This window comes from Olsenella profusa F0195 (assembly GCF_000468755.1).
GTDB classification, from domain to species: domain Bacteria; phylum Actinomycetota; class Coriobacteriia; order Coriobacteriales; family Atopobiaceae; genus Olsenella_F; species Olsenella_F profusa.
Genome location: NZ_AWEZ01000064.1, coordinates 62,407 through 84,276 on the forward strand (window position 1 = coordinate 62,407; position 21,870 = coordinate 84,276).

Consider the following 21,870-nt stretch of genomic DNA (forward strand, 5'->3'; position numbering starts at 1 on the left):
TCATGCAGCTCATAAGGAGCGAAGCCATCAATTTTCGGTAAAGCTGAGGTCATCGAAGCTCACGTCGTCTCCCGCATCGATGCCGGCAGCAGCGTCCTCTGGCTTATGCTTCAAGAACTGCAGGGCAATTGCGAAGACCACTGATCCGATTGCCAGAGCAATGAGCCAAAGAACCGGCTTGTTGATACCGGGAATGGCAACAAAACCGCCCGATGGGACCTTAGAGGAGATGTCCCACAGCCCACAGAGCGCGCCGCTCACGCCTGCCCCAAGCGCTGTGCAGATAGTGATGCGGAAAAAGTCGTTCAGGATGATGGGAAAGGATCCCTCTGTGATCTGGAAGACGCCCATTACGAATGCCGTCTTGATGGCTTCCGTCTCCTCCCTCGAGAAAAGCTTTCTCTTGGTTGCGATGGAGATGAGGTAGCCGATGGTAAGGCCGAAGGGTGCAATCATGCTTGCCTGAATGAGATTTGCGATGGGCCCTCCCTGACCCTCGGACAGGAGACCGACACTGAAGGCAAAGACCACCTTATTGATGGGACCGCCGTAGTCAACGGCAGAGAGAATGCCCACCACGAGACCAAACAGCACGGATGCGCCCATGTTTCCTGACATAGATTTCAGCAGGCCCGTAATGGCATCGGTTAACCACGTGATGGGAACGCCGATAACATACTGCATAGCAAGACCAATGACGAGCGATCCAATGAGTGGAAGGATGAGCTGCGGCAAAAGCCCTTGTACCCAGCCGGGAACCCTTAAGCTCTTAAGGAGCCACCTTGTCAGGAAGCCAACAAGGAAGCCGGAAATAATGCCGCCGATAAAGCCGAATCCGCTTGACTTGCAGAGGATGCCAAGCACCACGCCAGGTGCAATGCCGGCCTTGTCCGCAATTGAGTACGAAATACCTGCCGAAACGATGACGGGAATGAAGCCGAGGCACGTGCCTCCAAGCGTGGTAAGCAAATCAGGAAGGGATATCGTCGCACTGAAGGCATCCAGCGATGTTCCCCCAAGCAAGTTACCAATAACCATGAGCATGCCCGATGCGGCAACGTAGGGAATGAGGTATGCGATTGCCGTCATAAGATGCTTTTTCAACTGAAGATTCTTCACTCGTTCCTCCCTATGTGAGATGTATGCATGGATATATGGCCCGTTCCAAGGCGTGTTCTATGCAGAAAGCATTCGCTCGAGCTTCTGGATGAGCCCATTGGCATTCTTCACGACAGCGCTCGTTGGAACCTCAACCACCTTCTTGCCCTTGAAGCGCTCGCGTCCCGTGATCGAAACATCAACGGCAAGGATTACGACATCGGCATTGCGTATCTGCTCAGAGGTCAGTTCATTTTCCTGTCCGATGACGCCCTGTGTCTCGACGCAGATCTCGTGACCCCTGGCCGTGGCGGCGTCAACTAACTTCTGCTGTGCTAAATAGGTATGGGCTATGCCTGCCACACAGGCACAGACGCCTACAATCCTCATTCTCTCCCCTTTCCTTTCCGTACATTGCTACCTAAAGCAGTCGATCACCTCTCCTGGGCTGTCCGCGCCAAGGAGCCTTTCCGTTACCTCGTCGCTTGCGAGATGGCGCGCGACGGACGCAAGTATTCTGAGATGCCTCTTCGCAAACTCTGCGTCATTCTCGACGGCGAACAGCAGGATGACTCTCACCCCCTTGCCGTCGAGCGTCTCCCATTCGATTTCATGCCTCAGCCTACAAATGGCAATCGTGCTCTTTGTCACGCTGTTGCTTTGACCATGGGGTATCGCCAGGTGATTTCCAATGCCCGTCTCGCCCAACGTCTCCCGGTACAGGACGTCCTTGTAGAAGGAGCTGACATCCGACACATAGCCATTCTCCTTCAGGAGCTGTGACATCTTCCTCAATGCATCGTGCTTGTCGGCTGCAGTAAAGTCGCAGTCGATAATCTTGGGATCGAGGATCTCGGCGATGTTAATCTCCTCTTCCATGTACCCTCCGCACTCATCGATTTCTGTGGATGCCCCGTGCTAGTCGGCCGTGTAGTACCGTGCCTTCCCATTCGACCGAAAGAGCTTGATCTTATGGATGGCCGTCTTCTTCAGCTCGCCGATGCAGGGAGGGAAGATGATGTTTGGCTCACGAACCCTTTGGTCGGTCAGAACCTCACGACACTTGACGAAGAAAGCATGCTTGATGTCAGAGGAGATGTTGACCTTGTTGATACCATTCACTACCGCCTCCGCAATCTCGGAGTCAGGATTGCCAGAGCCGCCATGGAGAACCAGGGGGACGTTGACCCTTTCTTTGATCTCCTTCAAAAGATTGATTTTCAGATGTGGGTCGAAGCCCTTGGGATAGATACCGTGGGCGGTGCCAATGGCGATCGCAAGGCAATCGGCATGCGTTTCCTCTACAAAGAGAGCTGCATCCTCGGGCTTTGTGTACTTGATGGTCGCAGTACCACCCTCTAGGGCGTCATCTGCGGTACCAATGGTGCCAAGTTCGCCCTCGACGGAGATTCCAAGGGGGTGCGCAAAGGCGACCACTTCCTTTGTGATGGCGATGTTCTCCTCGAATGGCTTGGAACTCGCGTCGATCATTACGGACGTGAATCCATCGCGAGCGGCACGATACACCTGCCGAAGGGTTGCACCGTGATCGAGATGAATGACGACGGGCAGAGTGGTCTTGTTGGCAAAGTCACGACACATCGCAACAAAGGAATCGGTCGTGTAGGAGAGCTCATCCGGATGAATGGCGAGAATCACAGGAGACCTTTGTTCCTCGCAGGCTTCCATCACGCCTTTCAGCATTGCATCATGGGAAACGTTGAATGCGGGAACTGCAAAGTTCTGCTCACGTGCCACCTGCAGAATCTGGGTCATGTTTACGAGCATGGTTCCTCCTGTCGTCAGCCTGATAGGTAAAAATGAAATTTCGTCATATAATAAATTTATATATAAAACGAAATTTCTTTACACACAAAGATTAGCATAGAGAAGTATCGATGCAAGAAGCTGACAGACTATACTGTCAAAGGTATATAATTACCGATAAACGGCAAATTATGATGCATCATTGGGGTAGAGGCTGGATGTAATTGTATTACATCCAGCCTCTACCCCAATGATGCATCTAGATTAGGGCATAGCTATGACAGCTATGCTACTGAGAGTGCCCATACCTATGGAAGCGGGGGCCAGACCGCTCTCCCATCTCCCCGCGTCCGACGAAGTACGCCTGACGGAGCATGAGCAGAAGGCCTGATGCGGACAGCACGATGGCAGGAAGTGACCAGCCCGCGGTCATCCCGCCGAGTGTGCCAGGTACGAAGAGCGCCATCCCCAGCAGACCCCGTACCATGCGGTCGGAGCTGCGGTGCTGGGCCTCCACGAGACGGGCCTCTTGGGACCTCGAGAGCCGAACGGCCAGCTTGCCCGAGGATGCCCGCTCGATGAGGCCGGGAAGCTGCCCTAGGGCTGGTATGGCATCCTTGCCCATATCCTTGAGTCGGGAAGATAGATCGGAAGGACCTCCCCTCTCCCCCCCACCCAGCAGGTCCTCAGCCAAGGGCGTGAGCTCGGCAACGAAGTCGATGTCGGGATTGAGTCCCTGGCAGATGCCCGCGACGGTTGCCACCGCCTTGCCCAGAAACGCCACGTTGGCGGGCAGTTGGAACGGTTGCTCGTACATGAAGTCGCGCAGTTCGTCGGTATAGTTCTCGAGGGCAGAGAGAGCCTTGGCGGGGTCATCCATGTCAAGGCGGCCGAGCAGCACCGAGACGGCCTTGACGAAGCCCTCGGTGTCGGTGCCGGAACGGATGAAGCCAAGCGCGCCCAGCCGCTCGACCAGCGATGATGCGTCACGCGAGAAGAGGGCCGTGACCACCCCCATGAAGCCATCGCGCATGTCGTCGGTAATCGAGCCCATCATCCCAAAGTCGAGCAGCACGATCGTGCCGTCGCTACGCACGTGGACGTTGCCGGGGTGAGGGTCCGCGTGAAAGAGGCCGTTGTAGAGGATCATCTCGGCGAAGACGTCAATGAGGTCCGTCGCAAGCTGTGCACGGTCGACGTCCAGGGCGTCCAGGGCGGTGATGTCGGAGATGCTGACGCCCTCCATGTACTCCATGGTCAGGACCTTGGAGGACGACTGCTCCCACTGGATGTCTGGTATGGCGACGTTGGGGAAGTCGCGCAGGTTGTCCCTCACGGCCTCGGCGCTTTTGCCCTCGCGCATGAGGTCGAGCTCTGCCGAGACCGTGCGCTCGAACTCGGCATAGAGCTGATCGAAGTCGATGGTGGCGCCCAGCTTCGTGTGGCGCTGTGCCATCCCAAAGATCGTCTTGAGGGCGGCGAGATCCGTCTCGATCGTCTCCGCGATGTGCGGTCGCAGTATCTTGACGGCCACGTGCCGGCCGGAGGCGAGCGTTGCCCCATGCACCTGCCCGAGCGAGGCGGCGGCCAGGGGCTCACGCTCGAACGTCGCGAAGGCCTCGTCGACCGTCGTCCCGGAGCTCTCCTCGAATACGCCAGCGATGTCCCCATAGGGCACCGGTGGAACGCTGTCCTGAAGCGTGCTCAGCTCATCGGTGTACTCGCGCGGCAGCATATCGACGCGAACGCTCAGGTATTGGCCGAGCTTGATGATGAGCCCACCGAGCCGCTCGGCAGTCTCCCTGAACTGCCGTGCCTGGCGCATGTAGACCCTGTGCTCGAGCCTCCTCTGCCTGTCTGCCGAGCGAAGGCGCTTGCCCGTATCGAGCCACCAGAGCTCCAGGCCAAAGCGCGTGAAGAGACGCACGACGCGTCCATAGCGGCCTCTGTCCATGGCTACTCCCCCGGCTTGTCCGCATCTGACGCGCGCTTCGAGGCCTCATCGGTGCCGGGCGCCTTGGCCGCTGCCCCGCCGTGTGGCTCCTCGCCCTCCTCTGGCTGCTCGTCATCCCAGGCATCCGCCTCGTCGGACATGCCGCGGAGATCACGGGCGAGCTTCTCCAGCTGGCTCGAGCGGGACATGAGCATGTCGGCAAAGCCGTCGAAGTAGTCGGCGCTCACAAGGCTCAACGACCTGCGGTGCGTATTGCCAAAGACGACGAAGCGATCCCCAGCCTGGATGTCGAGCGCATCACGTGCCTCGCGCGGGATGACGAGCTGTCCGCGCCCATCGACCGTGACGGTACCCATGATGTGGCTCCCATGGGGCCCATGTGGCCCAAAGCACCCATGGCCGTGCTGGCCCCTGCCTTCCCTCGGTCCCGTCCCATGGCGATGATGGTGAGTTGCGTACGTCATGACTGCCTCCTCTGTCGTTGCCTACTGTCATACTGTCATAGTACCCATATTTGATTGATTATTCTGATTAATCAGAATAATCTTCATACTACTGATCAGCATCCGCGATACCGGTGGCCCAATGAATAGCCCGAACGTCCACCGGCCATGGCGTCCGACGGGATATCCTGCGCCCCAGCCCCTATACTGGCCTCAGGAGGCGTGCGATGGAGACGACCGCGTTGGAGCACATACGTTCTGGGCATCTCCTGATGGCCGTGTGCTGTTTTCTCTACCTCGTGTGGTGGGTCATCTTCTTCTGGCCCAAGGTCTCGGGCGGCAGTGCTGAGGGGCCGCTGCACACGCTGGGCATCGCCGCCATCATCGGAGCCGTCATCGCTGCCGCGTTTGGGACCACGCGCATATGCGGTGGGGCCGTCAGCCTCTTCAGGGATGCGACGCCCGCGACCGTCGTGACCGTTGCGTCGGCAGCCCTGCTCTACATCGTCCTCCTCGTCATCACCTGGAAGATGTTCGAGCGTCAGCCTACGACCGAGCTGCTCCTCTTCGTTGCCTGGCTCGCCATGGAGCTGTTCGTCGCCGTTGCCCTCTCGCAGGCAGGCATGCCAGGCCTCCCGGTCGTCATCGCGGTGGGCGCGATGGCGGGCTTCATAGGCAGCCTCGTCTGCTACATGCTCTACTACCAGCTCAAGCCCCTGCCGTCCTTCATTGACGGCTGCATTCCGCTCGCCCTTGTCGGCGCCATCAGCATCGCAGCGGCCCTTCTCTAGCCATGTCCGCATACCGTCCGCCGCGTGCAGGGAGGGGATGGCTTCGCTACGGTTGGCACAGGGGGATGGGTACCATGCGGACGGCAGTGAGGCGCTCCGCATCGGAGGTGGGAGGCCATGCCATGGAGAGGGACATCCCCTCGCAAGGGCGTGACGCGCACCGTGGGGCGTGGCTGCGTCACATGGCGGCGCTGTCACGTGACGAGGCCTATCGCGAACTCGGCACCAGGCCCGATGGGCTCACGGGCGCGGAGGTCGAGGCCTCGCGCGCACGGCACGGCGCCAATGCCCCGAGGCGCATCAGGCGGCCCTCCCCCATCAGGCGCCTCCTCTCGTCCTTTGCGGACCCCTTCACCTACATCCTCGTTGGCATCGCCATCGTATCGGCCCTCACGGGCTGCATCCTCCCGGCGCCGGAGGGGCGCGACGCCTCCATGCCCCTCATCATCTGCGGCATCGTGCTCATCTCGGGAACGCTGCGCTTCATCCAGGATGAGCGCAGCGCCCATGCCTCCGATGCCCTCGCCAACATGATCACGACCACCTGCACCGTGCGGCGTGGGGGCGGCGGGCGCACGGAGGTCCCGCTCAGCGAGGTGGTGGTGGGTGATGTCGTACAGCTTGGCCCCGGGGACCTCGTTCCCGCCGAGCTCCGCATCGTTGCGGCACGCGACCTCTTCGTGAACCAGGCGGCGCTCACGGGCGAATCCCAGCCCGTGGAGAAGTTCTCGATGTCCGCGGACAGGGCCCCCACCGCCGATGATGCCGTCACCGACCTGGCCGACCTCGCCTTCATGGGAACCACCGTCGTCTCAGGCGCGGGCGAGGGCATCGTCGTGGCGACGGGCTCGCGCACGCTCATGGGGGAGGTGAGCGCCGCCCTCACGGGGGGAACAGAGAAGGTCACGGCCTTTGACGAGGGCGTGAGCGAGACGTCTCGGCTCCTCGTGCGCATCATGCTCACGATGGTCCCCATCGTCTTTGCCCTCAACTGCCTCACCAAGGGCAGCTGGTTCGATGCCCTGTTGTTCTCGCTCTCGGTCGCCGTGGGCCTCACGCCCGAGATGCTTCCCATGCTCGTGACGACCTGCCTGGGCAAGGGCGCCGTGGACATGAGCCACGAGCGCGTGATCACCAAGCGGCTGGACTCCATCTGTGACCTGGGTGCCATCGACATCCTCTGCACCGACAAGACGGGCACCCTCACCGAGAACCGTGCCGAACTGGTACACCATCTCGACCCACAGGGAACCGAGAGCCCGCGGGTCCTACGCTACGCCTTCCTCAACAGCCACTTCGAGACGGGGCTGCGCAACCTCATCGACGGGGCCATCATCAGGCGCGCGGAGGGCTGGATGGATGGCCTGGCTGATGGATGGAAGCGCGTCGACGAGCTCCCCTTCGACTTCGAGCGCCGCCGGGTGAGCGTGGTTCTGGAGGACGGCACAGGAGGGACGCACATGGTCACCAAGGGGGCCCTGGCAGAGGTCCTCGGCATCTGCAGCATGGTGGAGGTGGGCGATGCGCCTCGCCCGCTCACGCCCCAGCTGCGCGACGACCTCACGACGAAGGCGCAGCAGCTGGCCGACCAGGGCATGCGCGTCCTCGGCGTGGCGCTGCTGGATGACCCGGCCGACGTGGGAGCGCTGACGGCGGAGGACGAGCACGACATGACCTTCGTGGGCTCCCTGGCCTTCATGGATCCGCCCAAGCTCTCCGCCGCCGACGCCATCGCCGCGCTTGCCGCCCATGGCGTGGAGACCAAGGTCCTCACGGGGGATTCCGCACGCGTGGCCGTCCACGTGTGCCAGGAGCTCGACATCCCCCTCAAGGGAACCCTCACGGGCGCGGATGTGGAGGGCCTGGATGACGACGCCCTGGCGCAGACGGCCCAGGGTGCCACGGTCTTTGCCAAGCTCTCCCCCGCGCAGAAGGCACGCGTCGTGCATGCCCTGCGCAGCCGTGGCCATACGGTGGGGTTCATGGGCGACGGCGTCAACGATGCCGCGGCCATGCGGGAGAGCGATTGCGGCGTCTCCGTCGACACCGCCGTCGACGTCGCGCGCGAGTCAGCCGACATCATCCTGCTCGAGAAGGACCTCATGGTGTTGGAGCATGGCATCGAGTGCGGGCGGCGCTCCTTCCAGAACATGCTCAAGTACGTCGAGATGACCGTGAGCTCCAACTTTGGCAACATCTTCTCGGTGCTGGTGGCCGCCGCCTTCCTGCCCTTCCTGCCCATGACGGCCGTCCAGCTGCTGCTGCTCAACCTCATCTACGACATCTCGTGCACGGCGATTCCCTGGGACGGCGTGGATGACGAGCTCGTGCGGGCACCCTGCAGCTGGAGCACACGGGCCATCCGGCGCACCATGCTGCAACTGGGACCGATCAGCTCGCTGTTCGACCTGCTCACCTATGCGCTGCTCTTCTTTGTGGTGTGCCCGGCCGTCTGCGGCGGTGCCTGGGGGACGCTCGGCCCCGATGGCCAGGTGCTCTTCGTGGCCACCTTCCAGACCGGGTGGTTCGTCCAGAGCATGTGGTCGCAGGTGCTCTTCGTGCACCTTATCCGCACGAGGAGGATGCCCTTCGTCCAGAGCCGCGCCGCCGCGCCCGTCATCGCCCTCAGTGCCGCGGCGGTCGCCTTGGCGACCGTCATCCCGTTCACGCCACTGGCTGGTGTCCTGGGCTTCTCCCCGCCGCCGGCCCTCTACGTCGGGCTGCTTGCCGCCGTCATCGCAGGCTATGCGTGCTCGGTCATGTGCGTGCGGCGCCTGGCCCACCGCCCCCATCGCCCGTGACCACCACCACGGGCATCGGTGTGCCATGGTCGGAACCCTTTGCCTTTTTGGCATGAGGGGACTATCCTACGTACTGGACTGGACAACATTGCTCCCCCACGCGGACCGCACCGTGTGGGGGACGGTTCATGGAGGCGCACGATGTTCGCAAAGAAGGTATGCAGGCTACTTGGAGTCATCTTCTCCGTCATCGGGGCAATCGTCCTCGCAGCGGGAATCTTCCTCTATGTTCGATCCCAGAGGGACTTTGCCGCAGGCGAGAAGGTCATGGCAACGATAGACAGCGTATACACCTATGACTCCTATAACCATAGCGGATCACGCACGACACGCGAAACCCGCTCCAACGTATACGTGAGCTATGAGTACAAGGGCCAGGAATATGATCACATCATGCTGCCTTACACCTCGTTAGACATGTATGAGGGACAACAGGTCGAGCTTCTGATCAATCCAGACAACCCAGGGGAGGTCATACCAACGTGGGGACTCATGTTCCCCCTGGTGATGCCCGGAGCCATCGGCGGTGTCTTCCTCGCCGTTGGCGTCGTGCTCCTCGTTATCGTCTTCCGAAGGGGAGCATCCTGGGAGCGCTCCGAAAAGGAGCTCAACCAGTCGGTCGACCAGATGCTTCACCAGGGATGTGCGCAGATGGGCAGCCAGCCTCTCAGTGGTGGGCAGGTCATCACGACGACCACCACGACGACAACGCACACGAGCGACGGACGAGAGGTCCGTCGCGAGGTGACAACGACGAGCACCACGAACCCCGCATCGCCCATCCCGTCGGAGGCGGCGGTCACGCCTTCCACTGCCCTGCCATCTGACGACTCCTCGAGCCCCACCTCACCATCCGAGGGCCCAACGTCCAACCCTCCCACCCTTGGCTGGGGAGACAGCCTGTAGGGTCAGGCACGGCGCACGACGCAGGGGCGACGAGCATCCACTGCCCCGGGCACTGGCTGGCACCGGGGCAGTGACCCGCGTGAGATTCGAGGACCTACCCCTTGACCTCGTCGACCATCATCGGCTGCGTGAGGTAGCGAAGCGGCTCGAGCTCGTCGAAGGTGTGGTACCCGGCGGGCGCATCGAGCACCGTGGGGATGCGGTTGACGATGGTGGCGCATGTGTGCTCGACCGTCGCAGGCTTCTCCACATGGAAGACGGTGTCGGGCTCGCCCGTTATCTTCCAGTCGCAGAGGTCGCCGTCATCGGGCCCATACACCTTGCCAATCTGCGAGGTGACGATGTCTATGCCCTGGTAGGTCTTGGTGGTGACGCGCGTGTTCATGCCGATGACCTTGCCAGCGGGCACGGTGGCGCCCATGGTGGCCGAGTAGGTGTCCTCCTCGGCCACAAAGGGAACGTTCTCCTGTACGACCTGGGATACGGTGAGTCCCAGGTGCTGTGCGAGCGCCTCGTTGGAGTTCCACACATAGGAGGGCACGATCTCGTCGGGATGGGCGAGCGTCCGCTCGAACTCCTCGGGGGTGAGGCCCACGCCGTGCACCTTCGCCAGCGCTAGGCCGTAGTCCTCCACGTTGTAGCTCACGGCACCCTCGATGCGCTCCATGCGGTTCACGGCGCCGGCGAGGAGGCCCACGATGTGCACCCAGAAGACGTCCTCCATGCCGGCTCCCACCACGGTGCAGCCCGCCTGGCGGGCCATGGCATCGATGCGATTGGTGGCGGCCGAGGAGGTGGTCCAGGGGAAGGTGCACTCCTCACAGGTGGTGATGACGTTGATGCCGCGGCTCACGCACTTCTCGACCATCGGCTCGATGTCCGTGAGGAGGCTGAAGAGCTCGATGACCGCGATGTCGGGGGCGCTCTCGTCCAGGACGCGATCGGCATCATCGCTGACCTTGACGCCGAACCTGATGGGAAGCCCCGCGACGTCGCCAGCATCCATGCCGACGACCGTGGGGTTGATGTCGATGGCCCCGACGACCTGCGCCCCATGCTCGTGGAGGTAGCGAAGGGTGTGCCTCGCCATCTTCCCGCAACCGTACTGGACGACCCTGATTGGCCTGCGTCCCATACCGACCCCTTCCGTCGCATGCCTGAACAAAGGGCGGCACTGCCCCCATCGCCAGGTATTCCCAGATTCCGGTGGGCGGGCGAAGGGAGTCGCCGAGCGTGCGCAACCCTTCGAGGAGAGGGGATGCATGCAGCGTGTCATGGGCCCTGCGGAGGGACCTGCGGACAGGGGGCCCACCCTCATGCATGTGAACGGGAGGAGCCGCCCTCATTGTGGATGGTGGCAAGCCTCGTCCAGCACAGGACGGCCAACGCCATGAGCGGGATGCCCGCGACGATGCCGGCAGGCGATGGTCCCGTGAGGATGACGCCGTCCAGGCAGAAGTAGACCCCCACGCCCGCGATCCCGTTGAGCGCACCGTGGGCGAGGGCGCACGACCACACGCTTCCCGTGCACATGCGCAGGTACGAGAGGCACAGCGACAGGCTCGTGCAGAACACGACCATCGAGAGGATCCCCAGCACGGGAAAGCCCGGATAGCCCATGCCAAAGTTGTGCCCCATCATGGTGATGGGCGCATGCCACAGCCCCCAGACGACCCCCACCACCAGCGCGGCCGCACGTGACGACAGGCGCTCGCACAGCGTGGGGAACAGCATGCCCCGCCACCCTGCCTCCTCGCCAAGGGCGGGAATCATGTTGATGAAGGGGGCGATGAGGATGGCGGTCGCCAGCTGCGTGGCCAGCAGCAGCGGAACCTGGCTGCCGTCGGCGTAGCCCGATGCCCGCGCGGCCTCGGCGAAGTATGAGGCGGATGGGTCGAAAAGCTGGGGGTAGACCGCAAAGAACACGACGCAGCCCGCCAGGGTGACCACCGTCGGCAGGAACCATGCCGCAAGATAGGGGCGCACATGGCCCTCTATCTGGGGACGCAGGCCCAAGTCCAGGCGCTCGGCCCTCCCGCACGCCGCGTTGGCGGCGAGCGCGCCCACCAGGGGACAGAACATCCCCAGAGTCGTGAGCGCCACCATGAGGACCGACGAGCCCAGCCCCTGGGCAAAGGATCCGGTGGCGATGCCCGCCGGAATCCACAGCCCCCAGGTGAGGCCGAAGGTCACCACCAGGTAGATGACGAGACGTCTTCTCATCGCCGGCCTCCTCTCCTCAGGCCCTCGCTGGCATGGAGACGCCGCATCGCCCGGCAGAGGAGGGCGACGGGGCGCCGTGGGGCCATGGCGCTGCCCGCATGCGACCTCATTATGCCACCGTTGTTCCCTGACCCTCCGCAGAGGATGACGATTTCGAGACCGTGACTGGAATCGTCATGAGGTTCTGGAGGGGCTGGTCGCATCCGCCATGGAAGCCTCGCTGCGATATCCCCTGATGGCTCTCCCCCATCTACCCCTGCACCTTCCGGTGCGTCGGCGAGTGGGAGGCAGACCACGAACGGGACGAACGGCCGACCCACGGCGTGACGGTCAGATGCTCCAGCCCGCAGACTGCTGCTGCAGCTCTGACATGCGACGAAACATTCCGTCCTCCCGTGCCCTGAGCTCGGCGGGGGAGCCCTCCTCGACGACCCTGCCCTTGCCCAGCACGACGATCTTGTCGGCGTTCTCCACGGTGCGCATGCGATGCGCGATCACGAGGACCGTCTTGCCCACGAGCAACCTCGTGAGAGCCTCCTGGACCTGGGTCTCGTTCTCGACGTCAAGCGACGCCGTCGCCTCGTCCATCAGGGTGATGGGCGCATCCTTCAGCAGAGCGCGCGCGATGGAGATGCGCTGGCGCTCTCCGCCAGAGAGACGGCTGCCGTTCTCGCCAATCACGGTGTCGTAGCCCTGGGGCAGCTGCCCGACGAAGCCGTCGCAGTTGGCCGCGCGTGCCGCAGCGAGGACCTCCTCGTCGGTGGCGTCCTTGCGACCCAGGCGGATGTTGGCCATGACCGTGTCGTCGAAGAGCGTCACGTCCTGGAAGATCACGGCATAGTCTGCGAGAAGGACCTCGGGATCCACTGTCGAGACGTCGACGCCGCCCACGCGCACCGTACCCGAGCTCGCATCCCAGAGGCGCGCCGCAAGGCGTGCGCAGGTCGACTTGCCCGATCCCGACGGGCCCACGAGGGCCGTCACCTCACCTTCCCTCGCCGTGAAGCTCACGCCGTCGAGGACGCGCTCGTCCTGGTAGGCGAAGCCCACGTCATCGAAGACGATGTCATGGCCGGCGGGCGTGAAGGCCTCCTGCCCCTGCGCCACGGGCTCGTCGTAGATGGACTGGAGCCGTGAGGCCGAGACCTCAGAGGAGAACATTTCGGCGATGAGGGCGAGCGCCTGGTCGAAGGGTGCGTAGATGCGCGTGACCGTGAGCAGGAAGGCGAAGTAGACCATGAAGCCGATCTGACCGGAGAGCATGAGGGCGGCCCCCGCGACGACGGTGGTGGCGACACCCATGCGCATGATCACCGACGCGGCGTTGACCGAGAGCCCCGTCTTGAGCTCGCTTGCGGTCTGGCTGGCCTCCGCATGATCGATCTTCTTGCGCAGCCCGTCGAGATGGCGCTCCTCCTGATTGGTGGCACGGATCTCACGGACGTTCTCGAGCGTCTCCTGGATCGCGTCGGAGACCCCGAGGGAATCGGCACGCGCCGCCCTCTGGCTCTCGAGCGTCACCCTACGCAGGCCAAAGAGCAGTCCAAATGCCAAGGGCACGCTCCAGAGCACCGCAAGGGCGAGGCGCCACTCGAACGCGAACAGCCCCACGGCCACGATGGCCGTCGACACGTAGGCCCCGTAGAGGTAGCCCAGGACATGCGACCACACATGTTCGAGGGCGTCCACGTCGCCCATGATGGTCTCGGAGAGGTCGGCAAGGTCGCGGCCCATGAAGAAGGACAGCGGCAACCTGCGCAGGCGCTCGGCAAGGCTGATGCGCAGCATTCCCACTTCGTGGTAGACCGTGCCGTAGGTGTTGAAGTACTGCTGCTTGTGGGCGAGGAACGACACCACCACGAACGCGACCAGCAGGGCTGCGTAGGGCAGGATGGACGGTAGCTCCCCGCCCTCGGTGAGCGCCATCACGAGCTGCGCCATGAGCTGGTAGAGGAACACGATGCCTGCGAAGTCTATGAGGTTGACCGCGATGGTCCACAGCGCGCCCTTCTTCACGTTGGTCACGCCCTGGTCGGTAAGCGCGAAGCGCCTCTTGAACCTCTCGCCAAACATCTAGGCCACCCCCTTCGAGATCTTCCACGAGACGGCCGTCTGGTAGTCAGCCCACATGCGCGCATAGAGACCGCCTGAGGCGACGAGCCCCTCATGCGATCCCTGTTCGACCACATGCCCGTGGTCGAGGACCACGATCTTGTCAGCACCCACGACGGTCGTGAGCCGGTGGGCGACCATGATCACCGTGCGGCCCTGTGCCAGGCGCTTGAAGGCCCTCTGGATGAGCCGCTCATTCTCCGGGTCGGCAAAGGCCGTGGCCTCGTCGAGCACGACGATGGGGGCGTCCTTGAGGATCGCTCGGGCGAGGATGATGCGCTGCTGCTCACCACCCGAGAGGTAGGTTCCCCTCGTGCCGATGATCGTGTCGACGCCGTCGGGGAGCTTGGCGATGATGTCGTCGCACTGGGCCGCCGAGAGCGCCTTGCCGACCTCCTCGCGCGTCGCGTCGGGGCGTGCGGCACGCACGTTATCAAGGATCGAGGACTTGAAGAGCCGGTTGTTCTGGAAGACGAAGGCCACGTTGTCCATCAGCACATGCGGGTCCATCTCACGCACGTCGACGCCACCGACGAGCACCGACCCGGAGTCGGTATCCCAGAAGCGGGGGACGAGGCTGGCGGCCGTGGTCTTGCCGCCACCGGACGGCCCAACGAGCGCGACCGTGGAGCCGGCGGGGGCCCTGAACGAGACGCCATCGAGGGCGGGGTGCCCCGCACCCTCGTAGGTGAAGCGCACGTCACGAAACTCGACGTCATTGCCTTGGGGCGCCTGGGGGTTGTCGGCGACCGTCATCTGAGGCGCGTCCAAGACCTCCTCGATGCGCCTGAGGGCGTCATTGGCCTGCATCATGCCGCCGCCGGCGAACATGATCTTGGAGAGCGCCGTCGATATGATGGCCGAGAAGATCGCGTAGAACGCGAAGTCCGTCACAAGGCCGGCGAGGTCGCCCGCAGCAAGCGCGCCGGGTGCAAGCAGGATCACGACGGGGAGCAAGAACACGAAGGCCCCCTCGATGAAGGTGAGGTTGATGCTCTGGGGAACCTCGCAGACCGTACGCTGGTACTTGTCGGCAAGATCGCCGTACCTCTCGATGGAGACCTTGAGCGCCTTGAAGGAGTGGGCCGTCTGCTGGAATACCTTCACCACGGGGATGCCACGCACGTACTCGGTGGTCGCGTGGCTCATGTCATCAAGGGCGTCCTGGTACACGCTCATGAACTGCATCTTGTCCGGCCCCATCATGGAGAAGATGCACGCGAACGATATGATCACGGCCAGCAGGCAGGCAAGGCCCATGCGCCAGTCATAGGCAAAGAGGAGCACCACGGTGGCGACGAACATCACCACGGTGCCCGAGATGTCGGCGAGGTTGTGTGCGCAGAGCTGCTCGATGTTGGCGCTCATCTTGTCGATGCGACGGCGCAGCAGGCCCGAGGCATGCATGTCAAAGTAGCCGAGAGGGGCGTGCATGAGCCGATCAGTGCACATCTTTCGCACGTTGGACTGCATGCGAAACGCTGCCAGGTGCGTGCACATGAGGCCCGCGAAGTACACCATGATGCCCACGACCGAGAACCAGAACGCCGACCAGCCGTAGCCAGCGATGCTGGTGGCACGCCCCCAGTCGGGGGCCACCGAGACGAGGTCGCGCACCACCAGCCAGATGTAGACGTAGGGCATCATGGTGAACACCATCGACACGGCAACGAGCATGCATCCGATGATGACCAGTGGCCTCCTTGTTCCCGCAAACACCAGGATACGTCCTATGGTTCCGTCCTTGTTCCCCTTGGCTCCCGACATGTTCACTCCCCTGCAGACGATGGCGCCACGGCTCCTTTCCGGCACAATAGTTAACCTTTAGTAACTTAACTCTTTCTACTCTGGTAGGCAACCCCACATTCTTGTCATCATCCGGATGCATCGCCTCGCATCCGATCCTCCGCCAACGCATGTCGGGCGAGCCATGCGCGCTGGGTCGCACACCCGCCCACAGCATGGCCCTCCTCAAGGTCAAAGGGCGTTGCATCAAAGTCCCACCGTGCCAGATACGCTAACCTAGACAAAAAGGGCTCATGCAGGGGAGTGCACATGCCGAATGTCAAGATGGTGGCCGTCGACATGGACGGCACGTTCTGTAGAAGCGACACCACGATCGACGAGCATCGCTTCGGGCCCGTCCTTGCCCGCATGCAGGAGGTGGGCTGCCACTTCGTGGTGGCGAGCGGCAAACCAATATCGGCTGCTGAGGGACTTCTTTCCTGGCTATGACGAGGAGCTGGCCTTTGTGGCTGAGAACGGCTCCTTCGTCAAAGATGGTCCCGAGGTGGTCTTCATAGGAGAGGTCGATCCCAAGGCCACCAAGACGGTCATCGATTGGATTCACCACCATGACGAGACGCGCGGCGTCATGTGCGGAGTGAGGAGCGCCTACGTGGAGCGCGGGGCCGTGACGCAGGCGTGGCGCGACTACATGTGGACGTGGTACCACCACCTTGAGTGGGTCGATGACTTCCGCGCGGTGGACGACGCCATCATCAAGTTCTTCGTCGAGGTGCCCAACGAGAAGACCATGGCCTATCACGACCTGCTCAGCAGGGAGCTTGGCGGCCTTATGGTTCCCACCACGTCCGGACATGGCTCCATCGACATCATCATCCCTGGATGCCACAAGGCCTCGGGGGTGGAACGCCTTGCAACGCGTTGGGGCATCGATGCCAGCCAGGTTGTCGCCTTTGGGGACGGCGGCAATGATATCGAGATGCTTAGGTATGCCGGCGTTGGCTATGCCGTGGACAATGCCACGGACGACGTGAAGGCCGTCGCGAACAGAACCTGTCCCTCCAATGACGAGGATGGCGTGCTACAGGTGCTCGAGAGGCTCTTCCCAGGGTAAGCTGCAGGTGAGATTCCACCGTCGGGCGCTCAGATAGTCAAGAACGATATTGGTGTTCAGAAGCACCCTATCCAAGACGACTCATCCTCTCCTCACCCAGAAGGTCGCGATCCGAGAGTGGGGGATTCCACTCTGGCTCTGTCGCGATACCCTGGTCAATCGCATCAGTGAGCGCACGCAGTCGCGCCAAGCGTGCGCGTCTCTCGGCGCATACGGCATCTGCGGGCTGTATGGTCACCCATGGTCGGTTGTTCCTGAGCACGACGAGCGCATGACCCGACGCGTTCACCTGAGATGCCAGCTCGCTGAAGCGATTCTTTGCCTCCCGCACTCCCACGGGCTTCGGCGTGTCCCCCATGACAGCACCTTTCCTCTATCTATAAGTAGCTATGTAGTATCAAGTGTAGCTACTTTGGAAAAGTGTCTGTACTATGGATCTCGTCGCATTGAGCAGAAGGTCGTCGTGCTACTCGCACACCTACCTAGCTGCCCTCGTGCTTCCGGATAAGGGTCTCGATGGCACTGATGAGCTCGTCCATGCCCATGCCCGAGCGCTCTGACATCATCCCTACCGTCGCCTTGGGAATCACCACGCGAGCCAGCGGCGAGTTGAGCATAGCAAACTTGCCGTTCACCTTCGGGAGCTCCTGCTTGAGCCAGGGATGACTTGTGAGGAGGTCCTGGAGCCTCGTGTCTCCGTTGATGGCGGCGACGGACGCGGAGGGTGACGAGGGCGACGGCTCGGGTTCGGGCGCGGGTGCCTCATCCCCGGCGGGTGCCTCCTCCCCCGTCTTGCCATGCTCCTCCTCGCTCCAGGTGAGCAGCGTCCGCGAGCCCTCGAGGCTGCGGATGTGCGTGCCGTCCTGCATCATCTCGAGGATGCCGCGGAAGTTTCCCTGCTCGTCCCTCACCGCGAGGTAGGTGATGTAGATGAACAGGTCGGGCTTGTTGATCCAGAACTCGGCCCTGTCCTGCTCGCCAGCGCGGAACTTGTCGATGATCTCGCGGACGACCTGCGCAGACTTGCGCGGGTGGCAGTTCATGACCTCACGGCCGATCACGTTCTTGCTGCGTGGGAAGACGCGGTGCTTGGTGTCGGTGTAGAAACACACGAGCTCGTCCTCGTCCACATAGGACAGGTCGACCGGCATGTGCCGGTAGATGAGGTTGATCTGCTCGAGCGTGAGCGAGCCCTCGGCCACATGGAGCTTGGACGTGGGTGTCACACCGCCCAGGCCATGCCTGCCAAGGAGCGCCAGCAGGTCCTGCGAGAGGTCGCCGCCGGTGGGCGTGTCGACAGCCTGAGCAGGACGTGCCGGCTCCGGGCTCTTCTCGCCTGCATCGATCCACGCAAAGCCGATCTCACGGTCACCGGAGTCCATCTGGGCGAGCTCATCCTCGCTGAGCATGATGAGCGAGGTGGGGTATAGGACGTTCTCCTCCTTGGAGATGAGGTCACGGAGGTCGGCCACGAGCGTCGGCTGCATCGCCACAAACGCGTCCTCGTCGCCGTCGTCTAGGAGCTCGCGTGCTTGGCCGATCTCGTCCCAGACAAAGTCGTCGAGCGTCCACATTGTGGTCGTGGGGCGGTCGAAGCCCTTGCGCTCGAGCACGGAGTAGAGCTGGTTCTGCTTGCGTGAGAGGTGGCGCTTGTACGCGCGCAGGCGGTCATAGATCTCGAGCCACTGGTTCTTGATGACGGGGTACTGGACGAGGTCCTCTATGGAGAGGCAGATCTTCTCGAGCTCGTCGTTCTCGGCGTAGTAGCGGGCGATGGGGTGGCCTGCCGGCAGATCTGGACGGGAGCGGTCGATGAGCCCCTCGAAGAGGTCGAGCATGCCCTGGATGTCCTCCTTCTGGCACTGCCCCTCCTCGAACTCCTCGAGCTCCTGCTCGGCGAGGGCAACCTCGTAGGGCTTGATGGAGTCGACCCTCTCGCGCAGACGACGGCGCCCCTCCTCGAGCGTTATGGACCCCTCGTTGTATGCCCGCTTGACCTCGAGGACAAACCTGAGCTTGTCCATGTCGGCGGTGGGCACATGGCTGGCCATGCTCTCTGTGCGCTGCTTCATCCGTGGCTCCTTCCGTGGGGCGTTCTCGGATGAGTTTTGTTTGTCTTAGCCTACTCTACCCAGAGGATGAAGCGCCCACGCATGCCGCAGATGAATTCCTATTAAAACAGTACCATTTATTCGGAGGAGCTTGCGCTGAGGTTGCGCAACGGGCACCAGGACACCGAGCCGGCTGCCCACCCGTACGGGCGCATCAGGGGCAATGAGCGACGCTCAACGCTCCTTCTCGTGGTGTCCACGATGGTCATGCCCCTGTTCGTGCTCATGGTGATGCTCGTGGTGGATCTCGGCATCGTCGCGCCAGAGCGCCGGGACGAACACCTCGCGCAGACCGCTGCGGTAGAGGTCACGCCCGATGAAGACGCAGCGGGCCTCCTCGGCCTCGTCCGCCCCCGTGATTGCCCAGGCGCGCTCCACCAAATCGAAGCGCAGCCACTGATTGCCGCAGGGCAGGGCGCCCTTGGCACGGTCGAGCCGTCCGAAGACGCCGGCTGACAAGGCGTCCAGAACCCATGCGAGGTGACCCAACGTGGGGAGACTCGCATGTTCGAGCGCCATGGTCTCCAGCTCGTCGGCCTCGGGGTCCTCCTTGCCGCCGGCACCCGCGTCCACGTTGGAGCTACAGCCTAAGCCTCGCGTCAGGAGGGATGCCCACCACTCGTCCGGCAGCTCGGACCAGGCGCTGGCCACAAGCTCCGCACTTGGGTTGAGCTCTGCCGCCAGCCCCATGGCGGCTCGCTCGGCACCGATGACGCCAAGCTTCGAAACGACGATGGTCGCGGCGCTCCCCACTTGGTCGTCAAAAACCTCGGGAGCGTTTCTGCGCTGCGCTTCCCAGGCACCGGCATCCACGATGGTGACGGGCGCCAGAAGCTCGATGCGCTCCCAGACCACCTGCACGAGGTTTTTCATCACGCGACCGAGCCGCGCCACGCCCGTAGGCTCCACGATGAGGTACTCGGGGTCGAGCGTGTTGGAGATCGTGAGCACAGAGGTGGCGAAGTCCTGCCTACCCGAGCAGCAGATGCAGTTCTCGGCCGACTCCCACACCTTGATGTCCGAGTCGGCCCTCAGGCGCCTGGCGTCGACATCGGCCTCACCGTACTCGTTCTCGTAGATAACGACGTCCTTGCCCGTGCGGTGCACGAGCTCCTGGATGAACGTCGTCTTGCCCGCGCCCAAAAATCCCGAGACGACAAGGACCCTCACTATGCGATACCCCCTGGGGACGCGAGCGGCATGAAGAAGGGGCCACCGCACGAGGCGATGGCCCCCGACAGGCGAGACGAGCTAGTCGATCACGACGACCGGCTTGATGAGATCGGCGGGCTTGTCCCTCATGAGGAAGAGCGCCTCCTCAAGGTGGTCCCAGCCGTGGAACGCATGCGTGACCTCGGGGTGCAGGTCGAGGCGGCCGGACGAGACGAGGCTGGCAAGCTTCTCCATGCGCAGGCGGCCGCCGGGCATGAGGCCACCACGGATGTCCTTGTGGCCCATGCCGACGCCCCACTCCACACGTGGGATGTTGATGTAATCGCCCGAGCCGAGGTAGTTGACGTTGCCGATCTTGCCGCCAGCCTTGAGGGCCTTGATGGCCGGCTCGAAGGTCTCCACGGTTCCGCCCGCGATGCAGACGCGGTCGACGCCCTTGCCGCCGGTGAGCTCCATGACCTGCTCGTCGATGGGCCCGTTCTTGTAGGAGACGAAGTCGGTGGCGCCATAGCCCTTGGCCGCCTCGATGCAGACGGGACGCGTGCCCACGGCGATGATGCGGGAGGCGCCGCGCAGGGCCGCGCCGGCGACGCTCATGAGGCCCACGGGGCCGATGCCGATGACGAGGACGACGTCGCCAAACTGCACGTCGGCGAGCTCGACGGCGTGAAAGCCGGTGGGGACCATGTCGGAGAGGATGCAGGCATCGGCGGGATCCATGCCCTCGGGCATGAGGGCGAGGTTGCCGTCGGCGTCGTTGACGTGGAAGTACTCGGAGAAGACACCATCCTTGAAGTTGGAGAACTTCCAGCCGGCCAGCATGCCGCCGGAGTGCATGGAATAGCCGGCCTGGGCCTCGAGGGAGTTCCAGTCGGGGGTGATGGCGGGAACGAGCACGCGGTCTCCGGGCTTGAAGTCCTTGACCTCGGAGCCCACCTCGACGACCTCGCCGGAGGCCTCGTGGCCGAGGATCATGTCGTGGCGGTCGCCGAGCGCGCCCTCCCACAGCGTGTGGACGTCGGAGGTACAGATGGCGACGGCGAGCGGCTTGACGATGGCATCGAGCGGGCCGCACTTGGGCGTCTCCTTCTCGATCCAACCGGACTCGCCGATCCTGAGCATTGCGTAACCTTTCATGAAACACCCTCTTTCTCTTTGAAAAGCACTGATTCCGCTTCCGAACGGTCGCAGGACGTCCCCTGAACGTGCTAAAAAACCGTTATGAGTCTACCATCCGAAACGGGTTGGAAACAACAGAAGGCCAAGGGCCGAGACGGAGCCTTCCATCCCTCACAGAGCCGCCACAAGCGCGTCCACGTCCTCGGGCGTCATCGCCCAGATGGTCGCGACGCGCACGATCGTGCGGCCATCTGGCAGGCGACTCAGGTCGGCGAGCGTCACGTCGTTCCCATCTGCGGCGAGCGCGTAGGCCAGGCGCGCACCGTCCACGAACAGCCTCATGTCATAACGGTGGCAGGTCTCGGAGAGCCCATCGAGTTCCGCAAGCCACCACACCCTGCCAGGGGACGAGCGCCGTGTCGATGATCGCGCTTTTCAAACAGCAGAACTGTCAATGAGGTTGGCTCGTATCGAAGGGTAGCAAGGAGGCATGCCGGATGGATGCCACGAAG

The 21,870-nt window shown here is 62.9% G+C and carries 20 protein-coding genes; 5 read left to right on the forward strand and 15 right to left on the reverse strand.

Going from position 1 to position 21,870, the window contains the following annotated elements:
* Positions 1-27: 27 nt before the first annotated feature.
* The 6 genes from HMPREF1316_RS10505 to HMPREF1316_RS13390 form a co-directional block, all read right to left on the reverse strand.
* Positions 28-1,119: a PTS fructose transporter subunit IIC gene (locus HMPREF1316_RS10505; protein WP_021726946.1), complete on the reverse strand. Its 1,092-nt coding sequence runs from the start codon at positions 1,117-1,119 to the stop codon at positions 28-30.
* 57 nt (positions 1,120-1,176) lie between these two features.
* On the reverse strand, positions 1,177-1,488 hold the full coding sequence (locus HMPREF1316_RS10510) for a PTS fructose transporter subunit IIB (protein ID WP_021727017.1): 312 nt from the start codon (positions 1,486-1,488) through the stop codon (positions 1,177-1,179).
* A gap of 27 nt (positions 1,489-1,515) precedes the next feature.
* Positions 1,516-1,977 (reverse strand): PTS sugar transporter subunit IIA, encoded by a 462-nt coding sequence (locus HMPREF1316_RS10515; protein ID WP_021726938.1) that lies wholly within the window; start codon positions 1,975-1,977, stop codon positions 1,516-1,518.
* A 39-nt stretch (positions 1,978-2,016) separates the two neighbouring features.
* Complete coding sequence (locus tag HMPREF1316_RS10520) at positions 2,017-2,874, reverse strand: ketose-bisphosphate aldolase (protein WP_232204519.1); 858 nt, start codon at positions 2,872-2,874, stop codon at positions 2,017-2,019.
* 280 nt (positions 2,875-3,154) lie between these two features.
* A complete protein-coding gene (locus HMPREF1316_RS10525; protein ID WP_021726964.1) occupies positions 3,155-4,819 on the reverse strand; it encodes an ABC1 kinase family protein in 1,665 nt (554 codons plus the stop codon).
* A 2-nt stretch (positions 4,820-4,821) separates the two neighbouring features.
* Positions 4,822-5,175 carry an AbrB/MazE/SpoVT family DNA-binding domain-containing protein gene (locus tag HMPREF1316_RS13390; RefSeq protein WP_051333002.1) on the reverse strand — a complete coding sequence of 118 codons (354 nt, stop codon included), beginning with the start codon at positions 5,173-5,175 and terminating at the stop codon, positions 4,822-4,824.
* Between the two features lie 314 nt (positions 5,176-5,489).
* Between HMPREF1316_RS13390 and HMPREF1316_RS10535 the strand changes: the two genes are divergently transcribed.
* The 3 genes from HMPREF1316_RS10535 (at position 5,490) to HMPREF1316_RS10545 (ending at position 9,760) form a co-directional block, all read left to right on the forward strand.
* Positions 5,490-6,053 (forward strand): hypothetical protein, encoded by a 564-nt coding sequence (locus HMPREF1316_RS10535; RefSeq protein ID WP_021726941.1) that lies wholly within the window; start codon positions 5,490-5,492, stop codon positions 6,051-6,053.
* A gap of 122 nt (positions 6,054-6,175) precedes the next feature.
* Positions 6,176-8,854 (forward strand): magnesium-translocating P-type ATPase, encoded by a 2,679-nt coding sequence (gene mgtA / locus HMPREF1316_RS10540; protein WP_021727034.1) that lies wholly within the window; start codon positions 6,176-6,178, stop codon positions 8,852-8,854.
* A gap of 141 nt (positions 8,855-8,995) precedes the next feature.
* The gene (locus HMPREF1316_RS10545; RefSeq protein ID WP_021726963.1) at positions 8,996-9,760 is read left to right on the forward strand and encodes a DUF3592 domain-containing protein; all 765 of its coding nucleotides are present in this window, start codon (positions 8,996-8,998) and stop codon (positions 9,758-9,760) included.
* A gap of 94 nt (positions 9,761-9,854) precedes the next feature.
* Here HMPREF1316_RS10545 and HMPREF1316_RS10550 read toward each other — a convergent pair whose 3' ends face one another.
* The 4 genes from HMPREF1316_RS10550 to HMPREF1316_RS10565 form a co-directional block, all read right to left on the reverse strand.
* Positions 9,855-10,895 (reverse strand): NAD(P)H-dependent amine dehydrogenase family protein, encoded by a 1,041-nt coding sequence (locus tag HMPREF1316_RS10550; RefSeq protein ID WP_021727041.1) that lies wholly within the window; start codon positions 10,893-10,895, stop codon positions 9,855-9,857.
* Positions 10,896-11,074: 179 nt separating this feature from the next.
* Entirely contained in the window at positions 11,075-11,983 is a 909-nt protein-coding gene (locus HMPREF1316_RS10555; RefSeq protein ID WP_021727027.1) for a CPBP family intramembrane glutamic endopeptidase, read from the reverse strand.
* Between the two features lie 330 nt (positions 11,984-12,313).
* Entirely contained in the window at positions 12,314-14,056 is a 1,743-nt protein-coding gene (locus tag HMPREF1316_RS10560; RefSeq protein WP_021726994.1) for an ABC transporter ATP-binding protein, read from the reverse strand.
* The gene (locus HMPREF1316_RS10565) at positions 14,057-15,862 is read right to left on the reverse strand and encodes an ABC transporter ATP-binding protein (RefSeq protein WP_040652283.1); all 1,806 of its coding nucleotides are present in this window, start codon (positions 15,860-15,862) and stop codon (positions 14,057-14,059) included.
* A 288-nt stretch (positions 15,863-16,150) separates the two neighbouring features.
* Between HMPREF1316_RS10565 and HMPREF1316_RS14920 the strand changes: the two genes are divergently transcribed.
* Together HMPREF1316_RS14920 and HMPREF1316_RS10570 are read left to right on the forward strand one after the other, a co-directional pair.
* Positions 16,151-16,330, forward strand: coding sequence for an HAD hydrolase family protein (locus HMPREF1316_RS14920; RefSeq protein ID WP_021726981.1), 180 nt, complete (start codon positions 16,151-16,153; stop codon positions 16,328-16,330).
* Positions 16,331-16,346: 16 nt separating this feature from the next.
* The gene (locus HMPREF1316_RS10570; RefSeq protein WP_021727029.1) at positions 16,347-16,955 is read left to right on the forward strand and encodes an HAD hydrolase family protein; all 609 of its coding nucleotides are present in this window, start codon (positions 16,347-16,349) and stop codon (positions 16,953-16,955) included.
* A 67-nt stretch (positions 16,956-17,022) separates the two neighbouring features.
* Here the strand turns inward: HMPREF1316_RS10570 and HMPREF1316_RS13395 are convergent, their stop codons facing one another.
* The 5 genes from HMPREF1316_RS13395 to HMPREF1316_RS14150 form a co-directional block, all read right to left on the reverse strand.
* Positions 17,023-17,313, reverse strand: a complete 291-nt coding sequence (locus tag HMPREF1316_RS13395; protein WP_021726945.1) for a type II toxin-antitoxin system Phd/YefM family antitoxin — start codon at positions 17,311-17,313, stop codon at positions 17,023-17,025.
* A 124-nt stretch (positions 17,314-17,437) separates the two neighbouring features.
* Positions 17,438-19,027, reverse strand: coding sequence for a DUF438 domain-containing protein (locus HMPREF1316_RS10580; RefSeq protein WP_021726954.1), 1,590 nt, complete (start codon positions 19,025-19,027; stop codon positions 17,438-17,440).
* Positions 19,028-19,240: 213 nt separating this feature from the next.
* Positions 19,241-20,236, reverse strand: coding sequence for a CobW family GTP-binding protein (locus HMPREF1316_RS10585; protein WP_021727019.1), 996 nt, complete (start codon positions 20,234-20,236; stop codon positions 19,241-19,243).
* 81 nt (positions 20,237-20,317) lie between these two features.
* The gene (locus tag HMPREF1316_RS10590) at positions 20,318-21,376 is read right to left on the reverse strand and encodes an NAD(P)-dependent alcohol dehydrogenase (RefSeq protein ID WP_021727028.1); all 1,059 of its coding nucleotides are present in this window, start codon (positions 21,374-21,376) and stop codon (positions 20,318-20,320) included.
* A 153-nt stretch (positions 21,377-21,529) separates the two neighbouring features.
* A complete protein-coding gene (locus HMPREF1316_RS14150; protein ID WP_232204522.1) occupies positions 21,530-21,700 on the reverse strand; it encodes a hypothetical protein in 171 nt (56 codons plus the stop codon).
* Positions 21,701-21,870: the final 170 nt, after the last annotated feature.